This is a genomic window from Flavobacterium sp. KKT103 (genome assembly GCF_055640565.1).
Genome location: NZ_CM145766.1, coordinates 351,160 through 371,809, shown reverse-complemented (window position 1 = coordinate 371,809; position 20,650 = coordinate 351,160). Strand labels below are relative to the sequence as shown.

The window sequence follows — 20,650 nt, the reverse complement described above, 5'->3', positions numbered from 1 at the left end:
TAGTTCAAACTTTATTATATCTTTGTTAGATGAATGAAAATTTAGACCCAACAACAAGCGGCTACGGTTCCGAGGAATTTGATCTAGAAAAAAAGTTAAGGCCATTATCTTTTGATGATTTCGCGGGTCAGGACCAGGTGCTGGAAAATTTAAAAATTTTCGTAGCTGCAGCCAATCAGAGAAATGAAGCTTTAGATCATACACTTTTTCATGGTCCTCCTGGTCTTGGAAAAACTACATTAGCTAATATTCTCGCTAATGAGTTGGAGGTTGGAATAAAAATCACTTCTGGTCCAGTACTGGACAAACCAGGGGACTTGGCAGGTCTACTCACTAATTTAGAGGAACGTGACGTGCTTTTTATCGACGAGATTCATAGATTGAGTCCTATTGTTGAAGAATATTTATATTCAGCAATGGAGGACTTTAAAATCGATATTATGATTGAATCGGGTCCTAATGCAAGGACCGTTCAAATTAATTTGAATCCTTTCACGCTAATTGGAGCTACAACCCGATCGGGATTGCTTACCGCACCAATGCGTGCCCGTTTTGGTATTTCATCCCGTTTACAATATTATACAACGGAGTTACTTACAACTATAGTAGAAAGAAGTGCTTCCATACTTAAAATGCCCATTTCATATGAAGCTGCGCTTGAAATAGCGGGCCGAAGCAGGGGAACACCTCGAATTGCGAATGCGTTACTACGTCGCGTTAGGGATTTTGCACAAATTAAGGGAAATGGTACCATTGACATAGAAATCGCCAAATATGCTTTAAAGGCGCTAAATGTTGATGCCTTTGGTTTGGATGAAATGGACAACAAAATATTAAATACCATTATCGATAAGTTCAAAGGTGGTCCGGTTGGGCTCTCTACCTTAGCTACTGCTGTTTCAGAAAGTAGCGAAACAATTGAAGAAGTCTATGAGCCTTTTCTTATTCAAGAGGGTTTCATTATGCGCACACCTAGAGGTAGGGAAGTGACGGATAAGGCCTATAAGCATTTGGGAAAACTCAAAATTAATGTTCAAGGTGGTTTGTTTTAATAAGGAGCTTATTCCTGCTCTACGCTGTATCTTTTATTTTGAACACCAAAATAAAATGATGCCGCTGCGATCAGGGCTATGGAAAGGAGGAAACTTTTATGGTTAATTCCAAAGCTACTTTTTATTCGAATTTTATTAAAGAAGAAGCAAAGCGCCTTGGTTTTTTATCTTGTGGAATTGCTAAAGCCGAATTTTTAGAAGCTGATGCACCAAGGTTAGAAAGCTGGCTGTCCAAAAATCAAAATGGTCAAATGAGTTATATGGAAAACCATTTTGACCTACGTTTAAATCCAACCTTATTAGTTGATGGTGCTAAAAGTGTTATTTCGCTGCTGTTAAATTATTACCCAAATGAAATGCAGATTGCTGACACCTATAAAATAGCTAAATATGCTTATGGGACTGATTACCATTTTGTTATTAAGGATAAATTAAAAGAGTTACTTTTTTCGATGCAATCCACTATTGGTGATGTCTCCGGTCGAGCTTTCGTAGATTCTGCTCCAGTTTTAGACAAAGCATGGGCTGCCAAAAGTGGGCTAGGTTGGATTGGTAAAAACTCGAATTTGATTACACAAAAAGTAGGCTCTTTTTATTTTATTGCTGAGCTGATTGTCGACATTGATTTAGCTTACGACCATCCTACAACTGACCATTGCGGCTCTTGTACAGCCTGCATAGATGCTTGTCCAACTGATGCCATAGTTGCACCTTATGTTGTTGATGGTAGTAAATGTATTTCCTATTTTACAATAGAATTAAAAGAAAGTATTCCTGAATCAATGAAAGGGACTTTTAACGATTGGGCATTTGGTTGTGATATATGTCAAGACGTCTGCCCTTGGAATAAATTTTCGAAGGGTCATAATGAACCCTTATTTAATCCTAAGCCTGAAATGTTAGCAATGAATAAGAAAGACTGGGAAGAAATCACCGAAGAAACTTTTAAGGTAGTTTATAAAAATAGTGCATTACAAAGAACGAAGTTCAAAGGGGTAAAACGCAATATCGATTTCCTAAAATAGTGCTACTTTTTTTTTAAAGATGATTCACGAACAATAACAGCGGTATTTAATTCGATAGTTCTGGGAGTAAAAGGAATGCCCTCTTTGTGACAATTCATTTCTTCTAATAATAAATTAAAGGATTCTTTTCCCATCTCGTGGCTTGGTTGATCAATAGTGCTTAATTTAGGTGTTAGCACCTGAGAAATAAACCAGTTACTAAAGCCTATCACTGCAATTTGTTCTGGTATCTTGATTTGATTGTCATTTAGGTAGGATAAAACTCCAACAGCAACTAAATCAGTAACGGCAAAAATACCATCAGCATCAGGATGTTCTTCAATAATTCTTTTGGTATAGTCCACTCCCTCTTGAAAGGTTACATTTTCGCACGTATAAACAAGAGCGGGATCGAACGGAATATTGTTTTTTTCTAATGCTTTTTTGTACCCAATGAATCGATCAACTGAATTTTGTGGATTAAGAGGACCTCTAATATGAGCAATTTTTGTACATCCATTATCGATAAGATGCTGTACTGCACTAAAAGCAGCATGTTGGTCATTAATAATTACTTTAGAGCATTTGCTAAGCTTTGAAATTTTGTCAAACATAACAAATGGAATGTTCCGATTGATGATTTCTTTGATATGATCATCATTGTTGGATTCGTTAGACAAAGAAATTAAAATGCCATCCACTCTTTTATTGATTAAGAGTTCCACTTGTTTTTTCTCTAGAGCTAAAGACTCATTAGATTGTAAAATGATTACTAAATAGCCATTTTTTTCAGCTTCATCAATTATGGCATTGATGATATTCGAAAAGAAATGGTGCATTACCTCTGGAATGATTAAACCAATAGTTTTCGACTCTTTAGTTCGTAGGTTAACTGCAAAACTGTTGGGCGTGTAGTGTAATTCTTGGGCTAATTCAATAACTGCTTTTTTAGTTTTATAACTTACATCAGGGTAGTTTTTTAACGCTTTCGATACAGTAGTAATAGAAATACCTAATTTAGATGCTATTTCTTTAAGCGTGATATCTTTCATGAATTACAAGGCTAATGGTTAAATTTTAGACTACGCTAATTTACTAGCTTTAGTAGCCTTTTATTATAAATCGGTTCTAAACGGACCAACTGTTTTTACGAACACAAGATATTGAATTTTCTGTTATGATTTGAACAAGCGTTCGAAATCCAGGATAATTATGGATTATCTAGATATCTAGTAGTTTTTGATAAGGGTAAGCCAAATTTAACTATCCAAATTCTGTGTTTGAGGCATATAATGCAATTCGATGTTACTTACTTCTAAAATAATTTGAAAGTGACCAAGTAACCTTTAGCTGGATAGCGAAGTATTACAGAAAAAAAATCTGCTTTTTATCTTAAAACTAGCTTGAAGCAGTAATATTATAAGAAGCAGATTTACAGAATCTAACACTAATTACTGGTTGATTAGTCCTTTACGATTTCAACAATAGTAGCTTGGTACGGTAATAGAATTGCCGAACTGGAAAGCGTTTTTTCGTTATAGTTGTCTAATAGAATTTTTGTTTTGTCTAATTTGAAACCTAAATCATAAGTGGATTTTTCTTTGGAAAAATTTAGTAGGATCACTATTTTTTTTCCGTTTAATTCTCTAGAATAGCTAAAAACATTTGGGTTTTTTTCGTCTAGTAATGTGTATTTTCCATAGACTAGTATTTGTTCTTTTTTTCTTAGTTGAACTAATTTTTTAAAATAATTCAATGTCGATTGTGGATCTTTTTCTTGCTCAGCTACATTTACATCAGTGTAATTAGGATTTACTTTTAGCCAAGGTTTACCTGTTGTAAAGCCAGCATTTTTTTCATCATTCCATTGCATTGGCGTTCGGCCATTTTCTCTAGATGTTTGCTTTTGTAATTCTAAAAAAGCGGCTAGATCTCCACCTTTTTCTTTCAATCCTTCGTATTTGTTTCGGGTATCAACATCGTTATAATCATTAATGTCATTTAATCTAATGTTAACCATCCCTAGTTCGTCACCAAAATAATAAAAACTAGTACCTCGCATGGTCATTACGAATGTAGAAAGCATTTTTGAGGATATGGCTCTAAATTGTGGGCTGTCATTTCCAAATTTACTAACCATTCGAGGTTGATCATGATTCGCCATAAAAATAGATAGCCATCCTTTGTCTTTAAAGACATCGTCATACCTTGAGAATATTTTTTTATAGTTTACTAATCCAAAGTCAGAAACGTGTTTGCCAATATCTACGCTTTCAAAATGATAGGCAACATTTAATTCTTTACGGTCAGGGTCTACAAATTTAAGAGCGTCTTCAGGAGAACTTCCGGCGCCTTCACAAACCGTCATGGCGTTTGGATATTTGCTTAAAACTTCTCTATTCATCTCTTGTATATAGGCATGAAGGTTTGGGCCTTCGCCATAATACTTGTTTATTTCTTTTTCGTAACCATCAGGGAAAACAGGCCACGATATGTCTTTAGATACATATTGAAAGGCATCTAACCTAAAGCCATCTATACCTTTGTCTAGCCAGAATCTCATAATATCATAAACTTCCTGTCGTACTGCTGGGTTTTCCCAATTTAGGTCAGGTTGCTTTTGCGAAAAATAATGTAAGTAGTAGGAATCTGTTTGTTTGTCATATTTCCATGCCTCACTTTTTACGTCAAAAAAACTCCACCTGTAAGTCGGTTTTCCTTTTTCAGCAGGCCACCAATGATAATAATCTCGGTATTTATTGTCGCGAGAGCTGCGTGCTTGTTTGAACCATTCATGTTCATCACTACTGTGATTTACGACTAAGTCCATTATTAACTTGATACCGCGATCATGCAAACCTTTTAGCAAAGTGTCAAAGTCATCCATGTTACCAAAATCTTTCATAATGGAACGATAATCACTAATGTCGTAGCCGTTATCGTCATTAGGAGATTGGTATATTGGGTTTAACCAAATGGCCTCAATACCTAAGCTTTTAATATAGTCTAGTTTAGATATGATTCCTTTCAAGTCACCAACGCCATCCCCATCACTGTCTTTAAAACTTCTAGGATAAATTTGGTAAACAACGGCTTCTTTCCACCATTTTTTGTCTGCTTCTATTTTAGCTGCTTGATTTTTTACTTGTGCTTGCATTTTAATAAAGGGTAATAGTATAATAATTAGGTGTAAAAATAGTATTTGATAACGTTTCATAAATTAAGGTTTTTCAGTATTTATTTATTGTGATATTCTGAATTATAATTCTGTCTGTATCTTTAGGTTTATTAGATAGAGTAAGTTGTTTTGAAGCTTACTTTACTAATATTGCTTCTCCTAGGCACATTTCATTTCTTAAAAAGGGAAAATAATTGAAGGACCTTGCCATTTTAAATTTTTTAAAGTATTTGATGTTATTTGTTTTAATTAAAATTTAATTACTCTAATGTTTATTTCGTTGTGTTGAATTATTCATTTGATTTTGTTGTAAGCAAAATGCTGATTTCCTCCGGAGAAATAGTAGGATTAGCTCCTTCTTTCATAGCAACAGCGGCTCCTAATGCACAAGCAAAGTCAACTGCTTCTTGTGGATTATTACAGAATAATAGTTTGGACAGCAAACCGGCAAGAAAAGAATCCCCGGCACCTACGGTGTCTTTTACAGCAACCTGAAACCCTTTGCTATAATATATTTGTTCGTTGTAATATAGTACTGCGCCTTGATCTCCTTTTGTTACACAAATGTGTTTTGTATTCGTTTTTTTTGCAATGAAATGGATGTTTTCCTCTACTGTCTGATAGGGAGAATGCATTAATGTGCCTATTTCGGCTAATTCACTGTCGTTAAACTTTATGAAGTCGGATTTTTCCATTAATTGCTGTAACACCTTTTGATTGTAAAATGGAGCACGTAAATTCACATCAAAAACAGCGTACTTGGCGCATTTTATTAATTGAAGTAAGGACTGGCGAGACACATCATCTCGCGAAACGAGGCTTCCAAAAACGAAAGCATCGGCATTCTTTACTAGAGTATCATTCGCTAAAACGGTAGTAATTTTATCCCAAGCCACAGGATAACTAATAGAATAGGTTGCTGAGCCACTGGCATTTAATGCAACAATGACTTCTCCAGTTGGCAAAACATCGTCAATTTGAATTGCACTTGAATTTACTCCATGGTTGTTAGCGTACGTAATTAATTTTTTTCCTAGAGCATCGTTGCCCACACGGCTAATGATATGCGCTGATAAACCTAATGAGGCAAGGCGCAACGCTACATTTAAAGGAGCGCCTCCAATTTTTTGGTGGTTAGGAAAGAGATCGTAAATCACCTCACCAAAACTTACGATATTAAATTCAGCAATGCATTTATTCATGGATCTTTTTAATGTTTTTATGATAGAGTAGCTTTGCAGTGAGTGCCTGTAAAGAAGTGTTACACTTTTCAATTTACAATCTTACATGCCTATAAATTAGTGCGAAAATCAGTAGTTTAATTCACTTTAATTTTGTTGAAATAAACACTATTAGTTTTCATAGTCAGTCATTTATTCTGTTGTAATTAAAGAGCAATGAGTTACTGAAAATTATTCAAGACTTAAAAAAATAAGAACGAATGAGATACTCGATAAATTATTTTTTAGTCAATTTAACAGTAAATAATCTTTAATTAAATAAAAATAGAATACAATTTTTAATAATTCAATAAGTTTGAATCGAAAACGTTATCGATTTTCCGAAAACGTTATCGATGATCGCTTTTTACAATTCTTGCGTGGTATACAGAATTTATTTTCTAAGTTTGATTTACATCAAAAAGCTATTATCATGAAAAATTCAATTGTAAATTTCCTTCGTATTGTTATTGTATGCAGTCCTATTGCTTTATTTGGACAAGCTAAAGCAGATGAATGGCATCTTTTTGCGAATTCAAGAGCCAATTACTTTGGTGTAGCAATGGCAAATGGCCAAATTGGTATTGTTACGGATGATACTCCTTTAAAAACAAAAGAAATTATTTTGAATGGTGTTTATGATGGTAGTCCTGAAAACGGAATTAGTAGGATTGTTAGGGGAATCGAATTTTTGAATTTAAGGCTTTTGATAAACAAGCAAGAGATTAAATCAGATAATATTGCAAATTGGAGTCAGATCATCTCGATGAAAGAAGGTACAAGCACCACTGCTTTTACTTTTAAAGACATGGCACTAATCAAATACACAATACTTGCAAATAGAGCAATTCCATTTTCAGCTATGGCTATACTTGAAATCACTCCCTATAAAGACGTGGAAATTGAAGCAAGTAATTTTATGGTAGTTCCTGATGAATTAAAAAATCCTAAAAGTCAATTTAGAATTTTAAAAGATAATGAATATACCATGCCCGTTTTTGGCACAGTTGCAAATACACTTACGGGAAAATATAAAGTCGCTGCATCAACTACTTTTTTGTTTGATGGTAAGCCCGAGGTTTTAAATCAACTTGGACAAGAGGTTGGTTTTACTAAAAAATTAGTGAAGGGTCAAAAGTATCGATTTGCCATTGCAGGAGGTATTTGCACTTCAAAAGACGTGACTGATCCTTTAAATGAATCCGAACGCCAAGCGATTTTTGCTCTACAAGAAGGTATAGACAAACTTTTAGACCGTCATACCAAAGCATGGGCTGATTTATGGAATACAGGCGATATACAAATTGAAGGTGATTTAGATGCGCAACAGCGTGTTCGATTTGCATTGTACAATTTGTATTCCTTTATACGTCCAGAAACAAGACAAAGTATTGCTCCAATGGGGCTTTCGTCACAAGGATATAATGGTCATATATTTTGGGATTCGGAATTGTGGATGTATCCAACACTTTTGGCGCTGCAGCCTGAAATGGCAAAATCGTGTTTAGATTACAGAGCTGATCGGTTGAGTAAAGCGAAGCAAAAGGCTACTATTTATGGTTACAAAGGCGCCATGTTTCCTTGGGAGTCAGATGATACAGGTGAAGAGGCAACGCCTACTTGGGCATTAACCGGTATATTTGAACAACATATAACAGCCGATGTTTCTATTGCATTTTGGAATTATTATGCGCTAACACAAGATAAGTCTTGGCTTAAGTCTGAGTGGGAAGTGCTTAAAGAAACTGCCAATTTTTGGGTTAGTAGAGTAGTCCAAAATCAAGATGGAAGTTTTTCTATTTTAAATGTCGTTGGTGCTGATGAGTATGCGCAGCATGTTGATGATAATGCTTTTACGAATGGCTCCGTAATTGAATCGTTACGGAATACGGTAAAGGCGGCAAAAATTTTGAATGAGCCAATCAATCAGCGTTGGATTGAAGTTGCTGACCAATTACTGATACACACTAAAAATGGGATTACGCAAAATTATAAAGGATATGACGGACAAATGATCAAACAAGCAGATGTTAATTTATTAGCTTATCCGCTTCATGTCATCACAGACGAAGATCAAATCAAAAGAGACTTAAATTATTATGCAGGAAAAATAGATCCAAAAGATGGACCAGCAATGGCATCTGGGGTTTTATCGGTTTTATATGCCCGTTTAGGAGATAGTGATAAAGCGTACGATTACTTTTTAAAATCGTACCAACCCAATAGTCGACCTCCATTTGGTGTTTTTTCAGAATCAGCCAACAGCAGCAATCCTTATTTTGCAACAGGGGCAGGTGCCATGCTCCAAGCGGTAATTTATGGTTTTGGAGGTGTGGAACAAACAGATGAAGGTTTGATTTTTCATAAAGGATTGTTGCCTAAAAAATGGAAATCTTTAAAAATTGTTGGTTTGGGCTTAGAGAACAAAACCCATACAATTAAGTAAAGCGCTCATTCAGTTTCTTTTTACAGTCTAAGTTTACTTTTGCAACGTTTTTGTATTCAGTACTTTATCTGTTTAATTTTTCAAACAACTTCACGAAACGCTTTTTGTTAAAATTATGGAATAGCGTTCTAAACTCATTATTCTTTGCATAATTAGCATTATTTTTTAGAAACAAGTAGGTTTACTGACTAAAATGCAACAAAAACTAGGTCTAAAATGTCTAAAATCGATACAATCATCAAAAATTGTTATTATTTTTATGTTTTACATAATTTAAGTATTAAATTTTTACGGTATCAATTTTAAAATCGAAAACGTTTTCGGTAAATCGAAAACGTTATAGTTACTGTGTTTCTTAAAATTTTCCTAAATTTTCGATAAGTTTGATGTAGTAATTAAACAAAACCAATTCAAAAATTATTAACCAACTTATTTATTACGTATGAAAAATAGTCTAATCAAAGGCTTGATGGTGTTTCTAACGGTATTATGTACTAGTTTGACCTATGCACAAGAGGTCTCGGGTACGGTATCGGACGCTAACGGTCCTCTTCCTGGAGCATCAATCTTAGTTAAGGGAACTACAAACGGAGCTCAAACGGATATCGATGGTAAGTATACCATTACCAATGTAGGTGCAAACGCTGTTTTAGTTTTTAGCTACATTGGTTTAAAAAGCCAAGAGATCACTGTAGCAGGAAAAAAATCTATTTCAGTTGTTCTAAAAGAAGATTCAGCTGAGTTAAAGGAAGTAGTCGTTATTGGTTACGGATCAGTTAGGAAAAAAGATGCAACTGGAGCAGTTGATCAATTAGGATCAAAGAAATTTGATAATATTGCTGCAATTAATCCAGCTGAAATCTTAAGAGGTAAAGTAGCGGGTGTTCAAATTACTTCTTCAAGTGGAGAGCCAGGAGCTAGTAATTCAATCCGAATTAGAGGTAACGGTTCATTACGTGGAGGAAACGGACCTCTTATTGTTGTTGATGGAGTTCCTCTTGGAGGCGGAGACGTTTCTTCGGGTGGAGCTGATTTTAACTTAGGGAGCAGTTCTGCAAAAGACCCTTTAAGTTTTATCAATCAAAATGATATCGAAAGTATGACTATCTTGAAAGATGCATCATCTACTGCAATATATGGAGCTAGAGGAGCAAATGGTGTAATCATCATTACAACTAAAAAAGGTAAAAGTCAACAACCTGAATTAACGTATGCGACTTCGATAACTACTTCGTCTTACGCTTCAAAATTTAGAGTTTTAAGTGCTGATGAATTTATTGCTGCAACGCCAGGTCAAAATGCAAACCATTTTGGAGGATCATTTGATTGGGAGAAAGAAATTTTACGTACAGCAACGTCAACAAATCATGACCTTTCTTATTCTTCTGGAACTGATAAATCAAATACAAGAATTTCCCTTGGTATGTCAAATACAGAGGGTATAGTTAGAAACACAGGTTTAGATAAATATACAGCTACCTTGTATAATTCTAATGATTTTTTTGACAATAAGTTGAAATTAGAAACACGTATTTCATACACTAATATCAAGGATCAAAGAGGTTTGATCACGAACAATGCTGGTTATATTGGTAATTTACTTGCAGCTTCTTTGTACTGGAATCCTACAAGATCGGTATATGATGCAACAACACCAAGTGGTTACACAAGAGTTAGTGGTGATTACATCAACCCAGTACATTTAAATAATTCATTTTCAAATAATGGTGATTTAGCTAAATTTTTAGGAAGTTTATCAGCTACTGTTAAATTAACGAATAATTTGAAGTATAACTTCTTAATAGGTTTCGAAACTTCAACTTCAACAGTGAAACAACAAGCTGGTCCTGATTTAGATATTCAAGATTTTGCGAGAGCAACTAATCCTGCTAACTTAACAGAGTACAGAGGACAAGCTGCTATATCTCTTGACCAAAGAGTGAACAAAACAATTGAACATAACTTAACCTATACTAAGGATCTTACTAAAGACATTAGTTTAAATGCGGTTGCTGGTTATTCTTTTTATAGCTACAATGCTAATGGTAATTTCACTTCTGCAAAAGGTTTTGCTGCAACCCAAAAGAACTTGTTAGATAATATGGAAGGTGGTATACCTACAGAAACGAGAACAGGTTCTTATCGCTCTTTGGTTGAGTTACAATCAGTTTTTGCAAGAGCTTCTTTTGCATTTTATGATAAATTAAATCTAGACTTAACTGTTAGACGTGATGGTTCATCTAAAACAGCTCCAGGGAACAAGTATGGTAATTTCCCTTCTGTTGGACTTGCTTACAAAGTATTTGCAGATAAAGAAGGTTTAGTGAATGATTTGAAAATTAGAACGAACTATGGTAAAACAGGTAACACTGAATTTCCAAGAAACTCTGCTGTAGGTATTATAGAATATAATGGACCAGATCAATTTAATATTGTAAATAACGCTAACTCACAATTAAAGTGGGAAACTTCTACTTCTTATGGTATAGGTGCTGATTTTACCTTGTTGAATAATAAGTTAACAGGTTCAGTAGATTATTTCAATAAAAATACGACTGATTTAATTGTAGGTATTCCTTCAGCTTCAGGACAACCATCAGCACAAGGTATTAAATATGTAAACCTACCTGCTAATTTGATTAATAAAGGTTTTGAATTCTCATTGAATTATAATGTACTTGAGAACGACGATTGGAAATGGGATGTTTCTGGAAACATGGCATTCTTAAAAAACACAATCAATAATTTAGGATCTGCAAATGTGTACAATGTAGGAGCAATTAATGGTCAAGGACTTACTGATTCTTATGTACAAAGAATCCAAGACGGATATCCAATTTATACTTATTTTTTACCAGAATTCACAGGATACGATGCAAATGGAATTTCTCAATATGCTAATGGTGGAGCACCTAAGTTGTTAAACAAGCAACCATTGCCAAAAACAACTGTAGGTTTCAATACAAGTGTTTCCTATAAAGAATTTGATTTAAGTACTTCGATGTATGGTAACTTTGGTCACTATTTGTTCAATAACACTAACGTAGCATTGTTTTATCAAAATCAATTAGGTGGTAAAAACGTTACGCCAGAAGTGGCTAATTCAGTTCAATCGAGATCAGATGCTAACACGCCTTCTACAAAATACCTTGAAAAAGGTGATTTCTTACGATTGGGTAACTTGACATTTGGTTATACAGTTAAGAGAGACTTTTTAGAGCGTTTCAAATTAAGTACAGCGCGTTTTTATGTAAGTGGTTCCAACTTGTTCGTGTTAACTAAATATTCAGGTTTTGATCCAGAGGTAGATACGAATAAAACTTTAAACGGGATTCCATCTGCTGGTATAGATAATTTATCATATCCAAGAGCCAGAACGGCTACTTTAGGACTAAACGTAACATTTTAATTTTAATCAAAATGAAAAAAAATAATTTTTTAAAATACAGTTTATTTGTGGGCGCACTTGCTCTCACAGTTAGCTGTACTAACTTAGATGAAAAAATTCTTGACGCTACCGAGATTACTAATGCCGATCCGGATGCTATACTTAACTCAGCCTATAAAGGATTGAGAGAGTTTCAAGGTCAAGATGGTATATTTGCAATACAAGAATTATCAACAGATTTTGTTATTGTACCAACTCGAGCAGGTGACTGGGGAGATGGAGGCGCGTGGTTGCAAGATCACCAGCATACATGGGATGCCAACAGTAGAGAGATAAATACAGCATGGAGACAAATGTTATCCAATGTTTACAACTGTGATTTAGCTTTGGCTATTACAGGAATTGCCCCTCAAAAAGCGGCTGAGGCAAAGTTTTTAAAAGCGTATTACTACTATAATGCAATCGATATGTATGGTCAAGTGCCTTACAGAGAAGCAGGTAGTTCTCCTGATGATTTCCCTAAAGTATGGGACTCACCTACAGCAACTGCTAAAATCATTGCTTTGTTAGAAGAGGCTTTGCCTAATTTACCAGCTAAAAATGCTTCTGATCCATCGATCGCAAGTAAGGACGCGGCTAATTTTTTATTAGCTAAAATTTACCTAAATAAAGCAGTTTTTGATGCACCAACACACGTTGGATTCAATCCAAATAATGTTGCCAATATGAATAAAGTTATTCAATATGTTAATGCGATTTCAGCAGGTACAACGTTAGCAAATGATTATTGGGATAACTTTAAACCATCAAATAACACGTCTCCAGAGTTAATTTTTACATCAAAAAATATTAATGGTGTTGAAATGGGAGCGGTAAGATCAAGATGGTACATGGGAGGTCACTACAACCAAGTACCAAGCGGATGGAATGGTTTCTCAGTATTGCAAGATTATTACAATCAGTATGATCCTACTGACAGACGAATTTTAAATAGAGATGCTGGAGTGATTTCATTTTTTGGTAGCCCAATGGGAATGCGTATTGGTCAACAATATGCACCGGGAGGAACTGTAGCTTTAACTACTAGAGGTCAAAATGGTTCTAGACCATTAAATTTTCAAAGTGACCCAGCTGGTTTGCCAGCTAACGGATTAATTGTAAATGAAGAGTGGCTAGAGCGATGGGGAATTCGTCCGCAAAAATACTTGCCAGATACTTCAAATTTAGATAAACCAGAAAATGATTATGTACTATTCCGTTATGCCGATGCTTTATTAATGAAAGCTGAAGCAATAGCAAGAGGAGGTACAGGAGTTGTAGCTCCAATACAGGCTAGTTTACAAAGCCGTATGGGTATTACGACAGTTATCGATTTGACAACCCTTACTGGAATTTATAAAGCAAGAGGAACAGAGTTGTGGGAAGAAGGATGGAGAAGAAATGATATGATTCGTTTTGGTACATATACTACTGCAAGACCTACAATGACAAATACTGATGCGTATAGAGTTTTATTACCAATACCAACATCAGCGTTATTGAATCCTAACATTAAACAAAATCCTGGTTACAATTAATTAAATTTTTTTTATTAGTTATTTTTAAAAGGGGGCAATTATGTCCTCTTTTTTATTGTATTTGTTTTCTAAATACTTCTTTTTTACAGCCCAATTTAGGCTATTTATTTTAAAAGAAATTATACGCTAAAACCTTTATTTAATTGCGTTTTAATAGATTATTATAGTAAATTAGACTTTTCTTTTACTTCAAAATTAAGTGTCATTATGTACTCAAAAAAAATATTTTTTATATTTTTCGTTTCGTTGTTATTTTCTTGTTCTAAAGACAAAGAACAAAATCAAAACACTCTTTTTTCTCAACTTGAATCAACGGAAACAGGGATTGATTTTGTAAATAACGTCACCAATGAAAAAGATAATAATTTGTTTATTTATCGCAATTTTTATAATGGTGGTGGTGTCGCCATAGGGGATATCAATAATGACGGTCTGGCTGATATCTATTTCACCTCAAACCAAGGAACTAATAAGTTATATTTAAATAAAGGAAATTTTAAGTTTGAAGATATTTCGAAAAAAGCAGGAATTGAAGGAACCAAATCGTGGTCAACAGGAGTAGTAATGGTTGATTTAAATGGAGACGGATTATTAGATATTTATGTTTGTAATGCCGGTAATACTAAAGGTAATCAGCAAGACAATGAATTGTTTATTAATAATGGGAATTTAACCTTTACCAACAGAGCAAAGGAGTATAACCTTGCTGAAACTGGAATTACGACTCACGCCTCTTTTTTTGATTATGACAAGGATGGAGATCTTGACTGTTATATTCTTAATAATAGTTTTATTCCGGTTAGTAGTCTCAATTATTCTAATAAAAGAGAGTTACGCGATACCGATTGGGACGTGAATCCGCTACTAAAAGGCGGGGGTGATCGGTTGTTGCGCAATGATAATGGTAAATTTGTAGATGTAAGTAAAGAGGCTGGTATTTATGGTAGTTTAATTGGTTTTGGTCTGGGTGTTACAGTAGGTGATGTCAACGGCGATTTGTATCCGGATATTTATATCTCTAATGATTTTTATGAAAAGGACTATCTATACATTAACAATAAGAACGGTACCTTCTCTGAACAAATTGAAAAGTATACCACACATATCAGTCAAGCCTCTATGGGAGCTGACATGGCGGATATAAATAATGATAATTTCCCTGATATTTTCACTACTGATATGCTTCCTGAATCAGATTTTAGAACTAAAACCACAACGAGTTTTGACAACTATGATTTGTTTACCAGGAAATTAAGTCTTGATTTCTTTAATCAGTACATGCAAAACACCTTGCAGTTAAATAATGGTAATGGGCAATTTAGTGAAATATCTGGTTTTGCAGGTGTTTCTAAAACTGACTGGAGTTGGGGTGCTCTATTGTTTGATATGGATAACGATGGTTTTAAGGATATCTATGTTAGCAATGGTATTTATCACGACTTAACAGATCAAGATTTTGTTGACTTTTTTGCAAATGAAGTGCTACAAAAAATGGCGGTAACTGGCAAAAAGGAAGATATGGAAAATATCATAAATAAAATGCCTAGTACTGCAGTACCCAACTATGCTTTCAAAAATAATAAAAACCTAACGTTTACCAATCAAGCTACTAGTTGGGGGTTGAGCACTCCTAGCTTTTCAAACGGGGCTGCTTACGGTGATTTAGATAATGATGGAGATTTGGACTTAGTGGTAAATAATGTCAATATGCCTGTTTTTGTGTATCGAAATAACGCAGAAAAAAACAAGAATAATCATTTTGTAAAAGTAAAGCTTAAAGGAGAAGCCGGAAATACATTTGCCGTGGGAAGTGTTGTAGAGTTATACTCTGGAAAAGAGATTATCCGTCAAGAGTTAATTCCCTCTCGTGGTTTTCAATCGTCTGCTGATTATGTTTTAACCTTCGGAATTGGAGCAAAAAAAATTGATTCACTGTTGGTAATTTGGCCAAATGAAAAGTTTCAAACAATTAAAAATGTAGCGAAGGATGCCACAATTAATTTAAATGTGGCTGATGCCAAAAGCATATATGTACCAAAGGTAAAAACGAATCAAACTTATTTTAAGGAGAAATCAACTAAGCTAGCAGCGCACAAGGAAAATGAATATATTGATTTTGATTATGAAGGATTAATCTCTAAAATGTTGTCACATGAAGGACCAGCTCTTGCTGTTGGAGATCTTAATGGCGACGGAAATGATGACTTATTCATTGGTGGGGCTAAGGGATCATCGGGAAAAATTTACCTGAACAATGGTAAGGATGACTTCGCTCTACTAAAACAACCAGCTTTAGATAAAGATTTTAATTTTGAAGATACCGCCGCAAGTTTCTTTGACGCAGACAATGATGGAGATTTAGATTTGCTTGTTGGTTCTGGAGGGAATGAAAAAGCAGATCAAGCGAACTACAAAAACCGATTGTACCTAAATAATGGCAAAGGAAGTTTTCAAGTAAGCACTTCTATTCTTCCAACGACAAATAATAACGTGGCTATCATTGCACCCTATGATTATGATAACGACGGTGATGTTGATGTTTTTATTGGTAGTCGTTCAGTGCCGGGTGTATATGGAATTAACCCAAAGCATTTATTGTTAGAAAATGATGGAAAAGGAAACTTCACTAATGTAACGGATAAAAAATTATTCAAATTAAATGAAATCGGTATGATTACCGATGCAGTATGGGAAGATATTGATGGAGATAATAAAAAAGATTTAATAATTGTTGGGGAGTGGATGGCACCTACTATTTTTAAGAATACGGGTAGACGTTTTGCAGAATTTAAGACCAATTTGAAAGAGCAAAAGGGATTCTATAATGCTGTTTTATGCGTGGATTTGAATAATGACGGTAAGAAAGACTTGGTTTTTGGAAACAAAGGAACGAATACCTCCTATAAATGTTCGCCTACAAACCCAATGAAATTGTTCGTTAATGACTTTGATAACAACGGAACAATTGAACAAATTATGTCTAGAACCATCGATGGGAAAGACATGCCCATTCACATGAAAGGTGAATTAGCGAAGCAGATTCCTTCGATTAAAAAGAAAAATTTAAGTTACCAAGCGTACGCAAATAAGTCAGTTCAAGAAATCTTTAGTCCTGAAATTGTTTCTAATTCAATTATAAAAACAGCTACTATGCAAGAAAGCAGTGTAGCTATCAATAAAGGTAATGGTCAATTTAAGATAACGGCTTTGCCTAAGGAAGTTCAGTTTTCAAGCGTAAACACGATAACTGCTATGGATGTCAATAAGGATGGTATAGTAGATTTGATTCTAGGTGGAAATCAATATGACTTTAAGCCTCAATTTTCAAGACTTGATGCGAACTTTGGTAGTGTAGTTTTAGGTAATAAAAATGGTTCTTATTCTTGGCTGCCTAATGAAAGATCCGGTTTTTTTATTAAAGGAGAGGTTAGAAATTTAAAAGTAATTAAAACTAAAAATGGTGGAGCGGCTTTTATAGCTGTTGTTAATAATAATGAGCCAAAAATATTTGTACGCAATGACTAATTTTTATAAAATATTTTTCGTTTCAATTGTGATTGTCAGTTGTACGAATAAAAAAGAGGAATTGTTTGAGAAATTAGATCCAAAAGAAACAAACATCACGTTTGAAAACAAGTTAGATCCTTCAAAAAACATTTCGATCTTAGACTATCTGTACTATTATAACGGTGGAGGCGTAGCTTTAGGAGATATAAATAATGATGGTCTAGTGGATATTTATTTTACTTCAAATCAAGGCAAAAATAAACTGTACCTGAACAAAGGAAATAATAAATACGAGGACATCACTTCAAAAGCGGGGGTAACGGGTCAGAGTGATTGGAGCACAGGAACGGTTATGGCTGACGTAAATGGCGATGGCTATTTAGATATTTATGTTTGCGCTGTAGTTGGAATAAATGGTTTTGAAGGACATAATGAATTATTTATCAATAATAAAAACAACACTTTTACTGAAAGTTCGGCTGAATATGGGCTAGATATTGATAATTATAGTTCCTCAGTAGCCTTTCTTGATTTTGACTTAGATGGTGATTTAGATATGTATTTACTAAATCACGCCATTCATACGGAGGCTTCTTACGGTAAGGCTGACATAAGGAATAAAAGAAGTTACGAATCCGGAGATAAATTATTTAGAAATGATAATGGAAAATTTACCGATGTAAGTGAGCAAGCGGGGATTTTTGGCGGAGCAAATAGTTATGGCTTAGGATTAGCAGTTTCCGATTTTAACTTAGATGGTTATCCCGATATTTATGTGTGTAATGATTTTCATGAAGATGATTACTACTATTTAAATAATGGGGACGGTACTTTTAGTGAATCCATGAAAAATTATTTTGGACACACCAGCCGATTTTCTATGGGGATTGATGTAGCTGATATTAATCATGACGGCTTTCCGGATATAATGACGCTTGATATGCTTCCAGAGAATGAAAAGGTACTTAAATCTTCTGCCGGTGACGATAATCCGCAAATGCTAAAATTCAGGACAGAAAAACTAGGTTATCATTACCAATATTCTCGAAACATGTTGCAAATTAACAATGCGGGTAAAAACTTTATTGAAACCGCATTACTCAGCGGAATAGCAGCTACGGATTGGAGTTGGAGTTCCTTGTTTGCTGATTTTGATCAAGATGGAGAACAAGATATTTTTATATCTAATGGTATTCCTAAAAGACCAAATGACCTTGACTATATTAAGTATTTTTCGAATGATAATGTGAAAAGTAAATTAAACACGACTAAACTACTGGACAAGCAAGCATTGAATAAAATGCCATCAGGAAAAGTAACAAATTATATTTTTCAAGGAACCAAAGATTTACGTTTTATCAATAAATCTAGTACCTGGATCGAAAATGATTCTATAATCTCTAACGGAAGTGGCTATGCGGATTTAGATAATGATGGCGATTTAGATATTGTTACCAATAATTTGAATAGTGTCGCATCGGTTTATAACAACAAAACGAATGCAAATTCGAATTATTTAAAGGTAAAACTAGTTTACCAAGGAGGGAATGTTTTTGGTATTGGCGCTAAAGTTATTTCTTATTATAAAGGACAAAAACAATTCAAAGAGCTACAAACAACTAGAGGATTCCAATCGTCATCCGACCCGATTGTTCATTTTGGTTATGGCAAAATAAACGCCATTGATTCTTTAGTAGTCATTTGGCCTGATAAAACTTTTCAAACTTTAAAAAACATTAAAGTAAATCAAAAGCTTGTTGTTACCGTTGCAAAAAACAGAAAAATATTTGATTACCAAAAATTGCATCCTAAAGTTACTCCAGTTTTTAAAAAAATAGAAGGAAACTTAGGGATTGATTTTACGCATAAAGAAAATGACTTTGTTGATTTTACGGCTCAAAAATTAATTCCATACCAACGTTCAGATAGAGGACCAGCTGTAGCATTTGGAGATTTAAATAATGATGGTAAAGAAGATTTGTTTTTTGGTGGCGCTCAAGGAAAAACACCAGTAATTTATCTCCAAAACGCGAAAGGATTTACTGAAAAAGTGGTTGGTTCAATTGCTGCGGATTCCATTTACGAAGATGCTTCGGCAATAATTGGAGATTTTAATGGAGACCAGTTAAATGATCTAATTGTGGCGACAGGGAGCGGACAATTTGCCGCTGATTTAGTTAGTCGATTTTATTTGGGTAATAATTTCATAAAAAATGTTTTCCCGGATACGAATTCCATGAATGCTACAATTATTAAGGCAATCGATTATGATAAAGATGGGGATTTAGACTTGTTTATTGGTGCTAATTCGAGATATAATATATTTGGTAAAATGCCTGATTGTTACTTACTCAATAATTCCAACGGTGTTTTTACAATCGTTCAGAAGAATGTTTTTTCTGCAATTGGAATGGCAACGGATGCAATAGTAACCGATTTTAATAACGATGGCTGGCAAGATTTAGTGGTAGTTGGTGAATGGATGAAACCTAGCTTTTTTGCGAATAATAAAGGACAATTTAAGGAGGTTACTAGTATAGTGTTTCCTCAAAAAGCAAATGGTTTGTGGCAATCCATTTGCTCCTTTGATATCGATCATGATGGTGATGAAGATTATTTGGTAGGAAATTGGGGTTTAAATTCAAAGTTTAAAGCTTCAGCTGAATTTCCAATGAAAATGTATTTTGATGATTTTGATTCCAATGATACTTTCGAAACAATCGTGGCAATTGAAAAAAATGATCAGTATTATACCACTTTAGGATTAGATGAATTGGCAGAAGAATTTAGTGGAATGTTGAAAAAGAAATTCAATAGCTATAAATCATTTGCAGGAAAAACAGTTGAGGAGGTTTTTGATTTGAAGTTGTTATCAAAAGCAAAAATGTACGAAGTACACAATTTAAAATCAGGTTATTTAAGAAACGATAAAGGTAAATTTACTTTTGTGCCCTTTAGTAATAAAATGCAGGTGGCGCCTATTACCAGCTTTGTAAAAGCGGATTTTGATGGTGATGCTAAAAGTGAAGTTTTTGCAGCAGGAAATTATTTTGGTGTGTCTCCTTTTCATAGCCGATTTGATGGCTTTGAAGGTGCTTTAATAAAGGGACCAAATGCTATTGAAATGGGTAATCAAGTAGGAATCGATTTAACCAAAAAGGCAGTTCGACACCTTAATATAATTTCATTTAATGGTAAAAAATACTTACTAGTCACTGTTAATAATGCCAAAGCAGAGGTGTATGAGTTGCCAATGAGTAAATAAATAACACTACTAA

10 protein-coding genes are annotated in these 20,650 nt (G+C 34.3%); 7 read left to right on the top strand and 3 right to left on the bottom strand.

Annotated features, from left to right (window positions below; translation table 11 throughout):
* Positions 1-29 precede the first annotated feature (29 nt).
* Together ruvB and queG are read left to right on the top strand one after the other, a co-directional pair.
* Positions 30-1,052, top strand: coding sequence for a Holliday junction branch migration DNA helicase RuvB (ruvB, locus tag ACZ2G0_RS01540; protein WP_300288470.1), 1,023 nt, complete (start codon positions 30-32; stop codon positions 1,050-1,052).
* Between the two features lie 98 nt (positions 1,053-1,150).
* Positions 1,151-2,077, top strand: a complete 927-nt coding sequence (queG, locus tag ACZ2G0_RS01535) for a tRNA epoxyqueuosine(34) reductase QueG (protein ID WP_470308702.1) — start codon at positions 1,151-1,153, stop codon at positions 2,075-2,077.
* Between the two features lie 2 nt (positions 2,078-2,079).
* On the opposite strand, the gene ACZ2G0_RS01530 is transcribed toward queG, so the two are convergent.
* From ACZ2G0_RS01530 to ACZ2G0_RS01520, 3 genes are all read right to left on the bottom strand, one after another.
* Positions 2,080-3,108 carry a LacI family DNA-binding transcriptional regulator gene (locus ACZ2G0_RS01530; RefSeq protein ID WP_470308701.1) on the bottom strand — a complete coding sequence of 343 codons (1,029 nt, stop codon included), beginning with the start codon at positions 3,106-3,108 and terminating at the stop codon, positions 2,080-2,082.
* A 410-nt stretch (positions 3,109-3,518) separates the two neighbouring features.
* On the bottom strand, positions 3,519-5,273 hold the full coding sequence (locus tag ACZ2G0_RS01525; protein WP_470308700.1) for a glycoside hydrolase family 13 protein: 1,755 nt from the start codon (positions 5,271-5,273) through the stop codon (positions 3,519-3,521).
* Between the two features lie 251 nt (positions 5,274-5,524).
* Positions 5,525-6,436, bottom strand: a complete 912-nt coding sequence (locus tag ACZ2G0_RS01520; protein ID WP_470308699.1) for a carbohydrate kinase family protein — start codon at positions 6,434-6,436, stop codon at positions 5,525-5,527.
* Positions 6,437-6,887: 451 nt separating this feature from the next.
* Between ACZ2G0_RS01520 and ACZ2G0_RS01515 the strand changes: the two genes are divergently transcribed.
* The 5 genes from ACZ2G0_RS01515 to ACZ2G0_RS01495 all read left to right on the top strand — a co-directional run bounded on the left by ACZ2G0_RS01515 (position 6,888) and on the right by ACZ2G0_RS01495 (position 20,637).
* Positions 6,888-8,900, top strand: coding sequence for a glycosyl hydrolase family 95 catalytic domain-containing protein (locus ACZ2G0_RS01515; protein WP_470308698.1), 2,013 nt, complete (start codon positions 6,888-6,890; stop codon positions 8,898-8,900).
* Positions 8,901-9,342: 442 nt separating this feature from the next.
* Entirely contained in the window at positions 9,343-12,309 is a 2,967-nt protein-coding gene (locus ACZ2G0_RS01510) for a SusC/RagA family TonB-linked outer membrane protein (RefSeq protein WP_470308697.1), read from the top strand.
* Positions 12,310-12,320: 11 nt separating this feature from the next.
* Positions 12,321-13,865, top strand: coding sequence for a RagB/SusD family nutrient uptake outer membrane protein (locus ACZ2G0_RS01505; protein ID WP_470308696.1), 1,545 nt, complete (start codon positions 12,321-12,323; stop codon positions 13,863-13,865).
* A 207-nt stretch (positions 13,866-14,072) separates the two neighbouring features.
* The gene (locus ACZ2G0_RS01500) at positions 14,073-17,390 is read left to right on the top strand and encodes a VCBS repeat-containing protein (protein ID WP_470308695.1); all 3,318 of its coding nucleotides are present in this window, start codon (positions 14,073-14,075) and stop codon (positions 17,388-17,390) included.
* Positions 17,383-20,637 (top strand): VCBS repeat-containing protein, encoded by a 3,255-nt coding sequence (locus ACZ2G0_RS01495; RefSeq protein WP_470308694.1) that lies wholly within the window; start codon positions 17,383-17,385, stop codon positions 20,635-20,637. The genes ACZ2G0_RS01500 and ACZ2G0_RS01495 overlap by 8 nt, the downstream gene beginning before the upstream one ends.
* Positions 20,638-20,650 lie beyond the last annotated feature (13 nt).

What these genes read in the sequence shown, in the direction of transcription:
- ACZ2G0_RS01520 (WP_470308699.1), bottom strand. Translation starts at nt 6,436, where the DNA reads ATGAATAAATGCATTGCTGAATTTAATATCGTAAGTTTTGGTGAGGTG.
- ACZ2G0_RS01515 (WP_470308698.1), top strand. Translation starts at nt 6,888, where the DNA reads ATGAAAAATTCAATTGTAAATTTCCTTCGTATTGTTATTGTATGCAGT.
- ACZ2G0_RS01500 (WP_470308695.1), top strand. Translation starts at nt 14,073, where the DNA reads ATGTACTCAAAAAAAATATTTTTTATATTTTTCGTTTCGTTGTTATTT.
- ACZ2G0_RS01510 (WP_470308697.1), top strand. Translation starts at nt 9,343, where the DNA reads ATGAAAAATAGTCTAATCAAAGGCTTGATGGTGTTTCTAACGGTATTA.
- ruvB (WP_300288470.1), top strand. Translation starts at nt 30, where the DNA reads ATGAATGAAAATTTAGACCCAACAACAAGCGGCTACGGTTCCGAGGAA.
- ACZ2G0_RS01525 (WP_470308700.1), bottom strand. Translation starts at nt 5,273, where the DNA reads ATGAAACGTTATCAAATACTATTTTTACACCTAATTATTATACTATTA.
- ACZ2G0_RS01505 (WP_470308696.1), top strand. Translation starts at nt 12,321, where the DNA reads ATGAAAAAAAATAATTTTTTAAAATACAGTTTATTTGTGGGCGCACTT.
- ACZ2G0_RS01495 (WP_470308694.1), top strand. Translation starts at nt 17,383, where the DNA reads ATGACTAATTTTTATAAAATATTTTTCGTTTCAATTGTGATTGTCAGT.
- queG (WP_470308702.1), top strand. Translation starts at nt 1,151, where the DNA reads ATGGTTAATTCCAAAGCTACTTTTTATTCGAATTTTATTAAAGAAGAA.
- ACZ2G0_RS01530 (WP_470308701.1), bottom strand. Translation starts at nt 3,108, where the DNA reads ATGAAAGATATCACGCTTAAAGAAATAGCATCTAAATTAGGTATTTCT.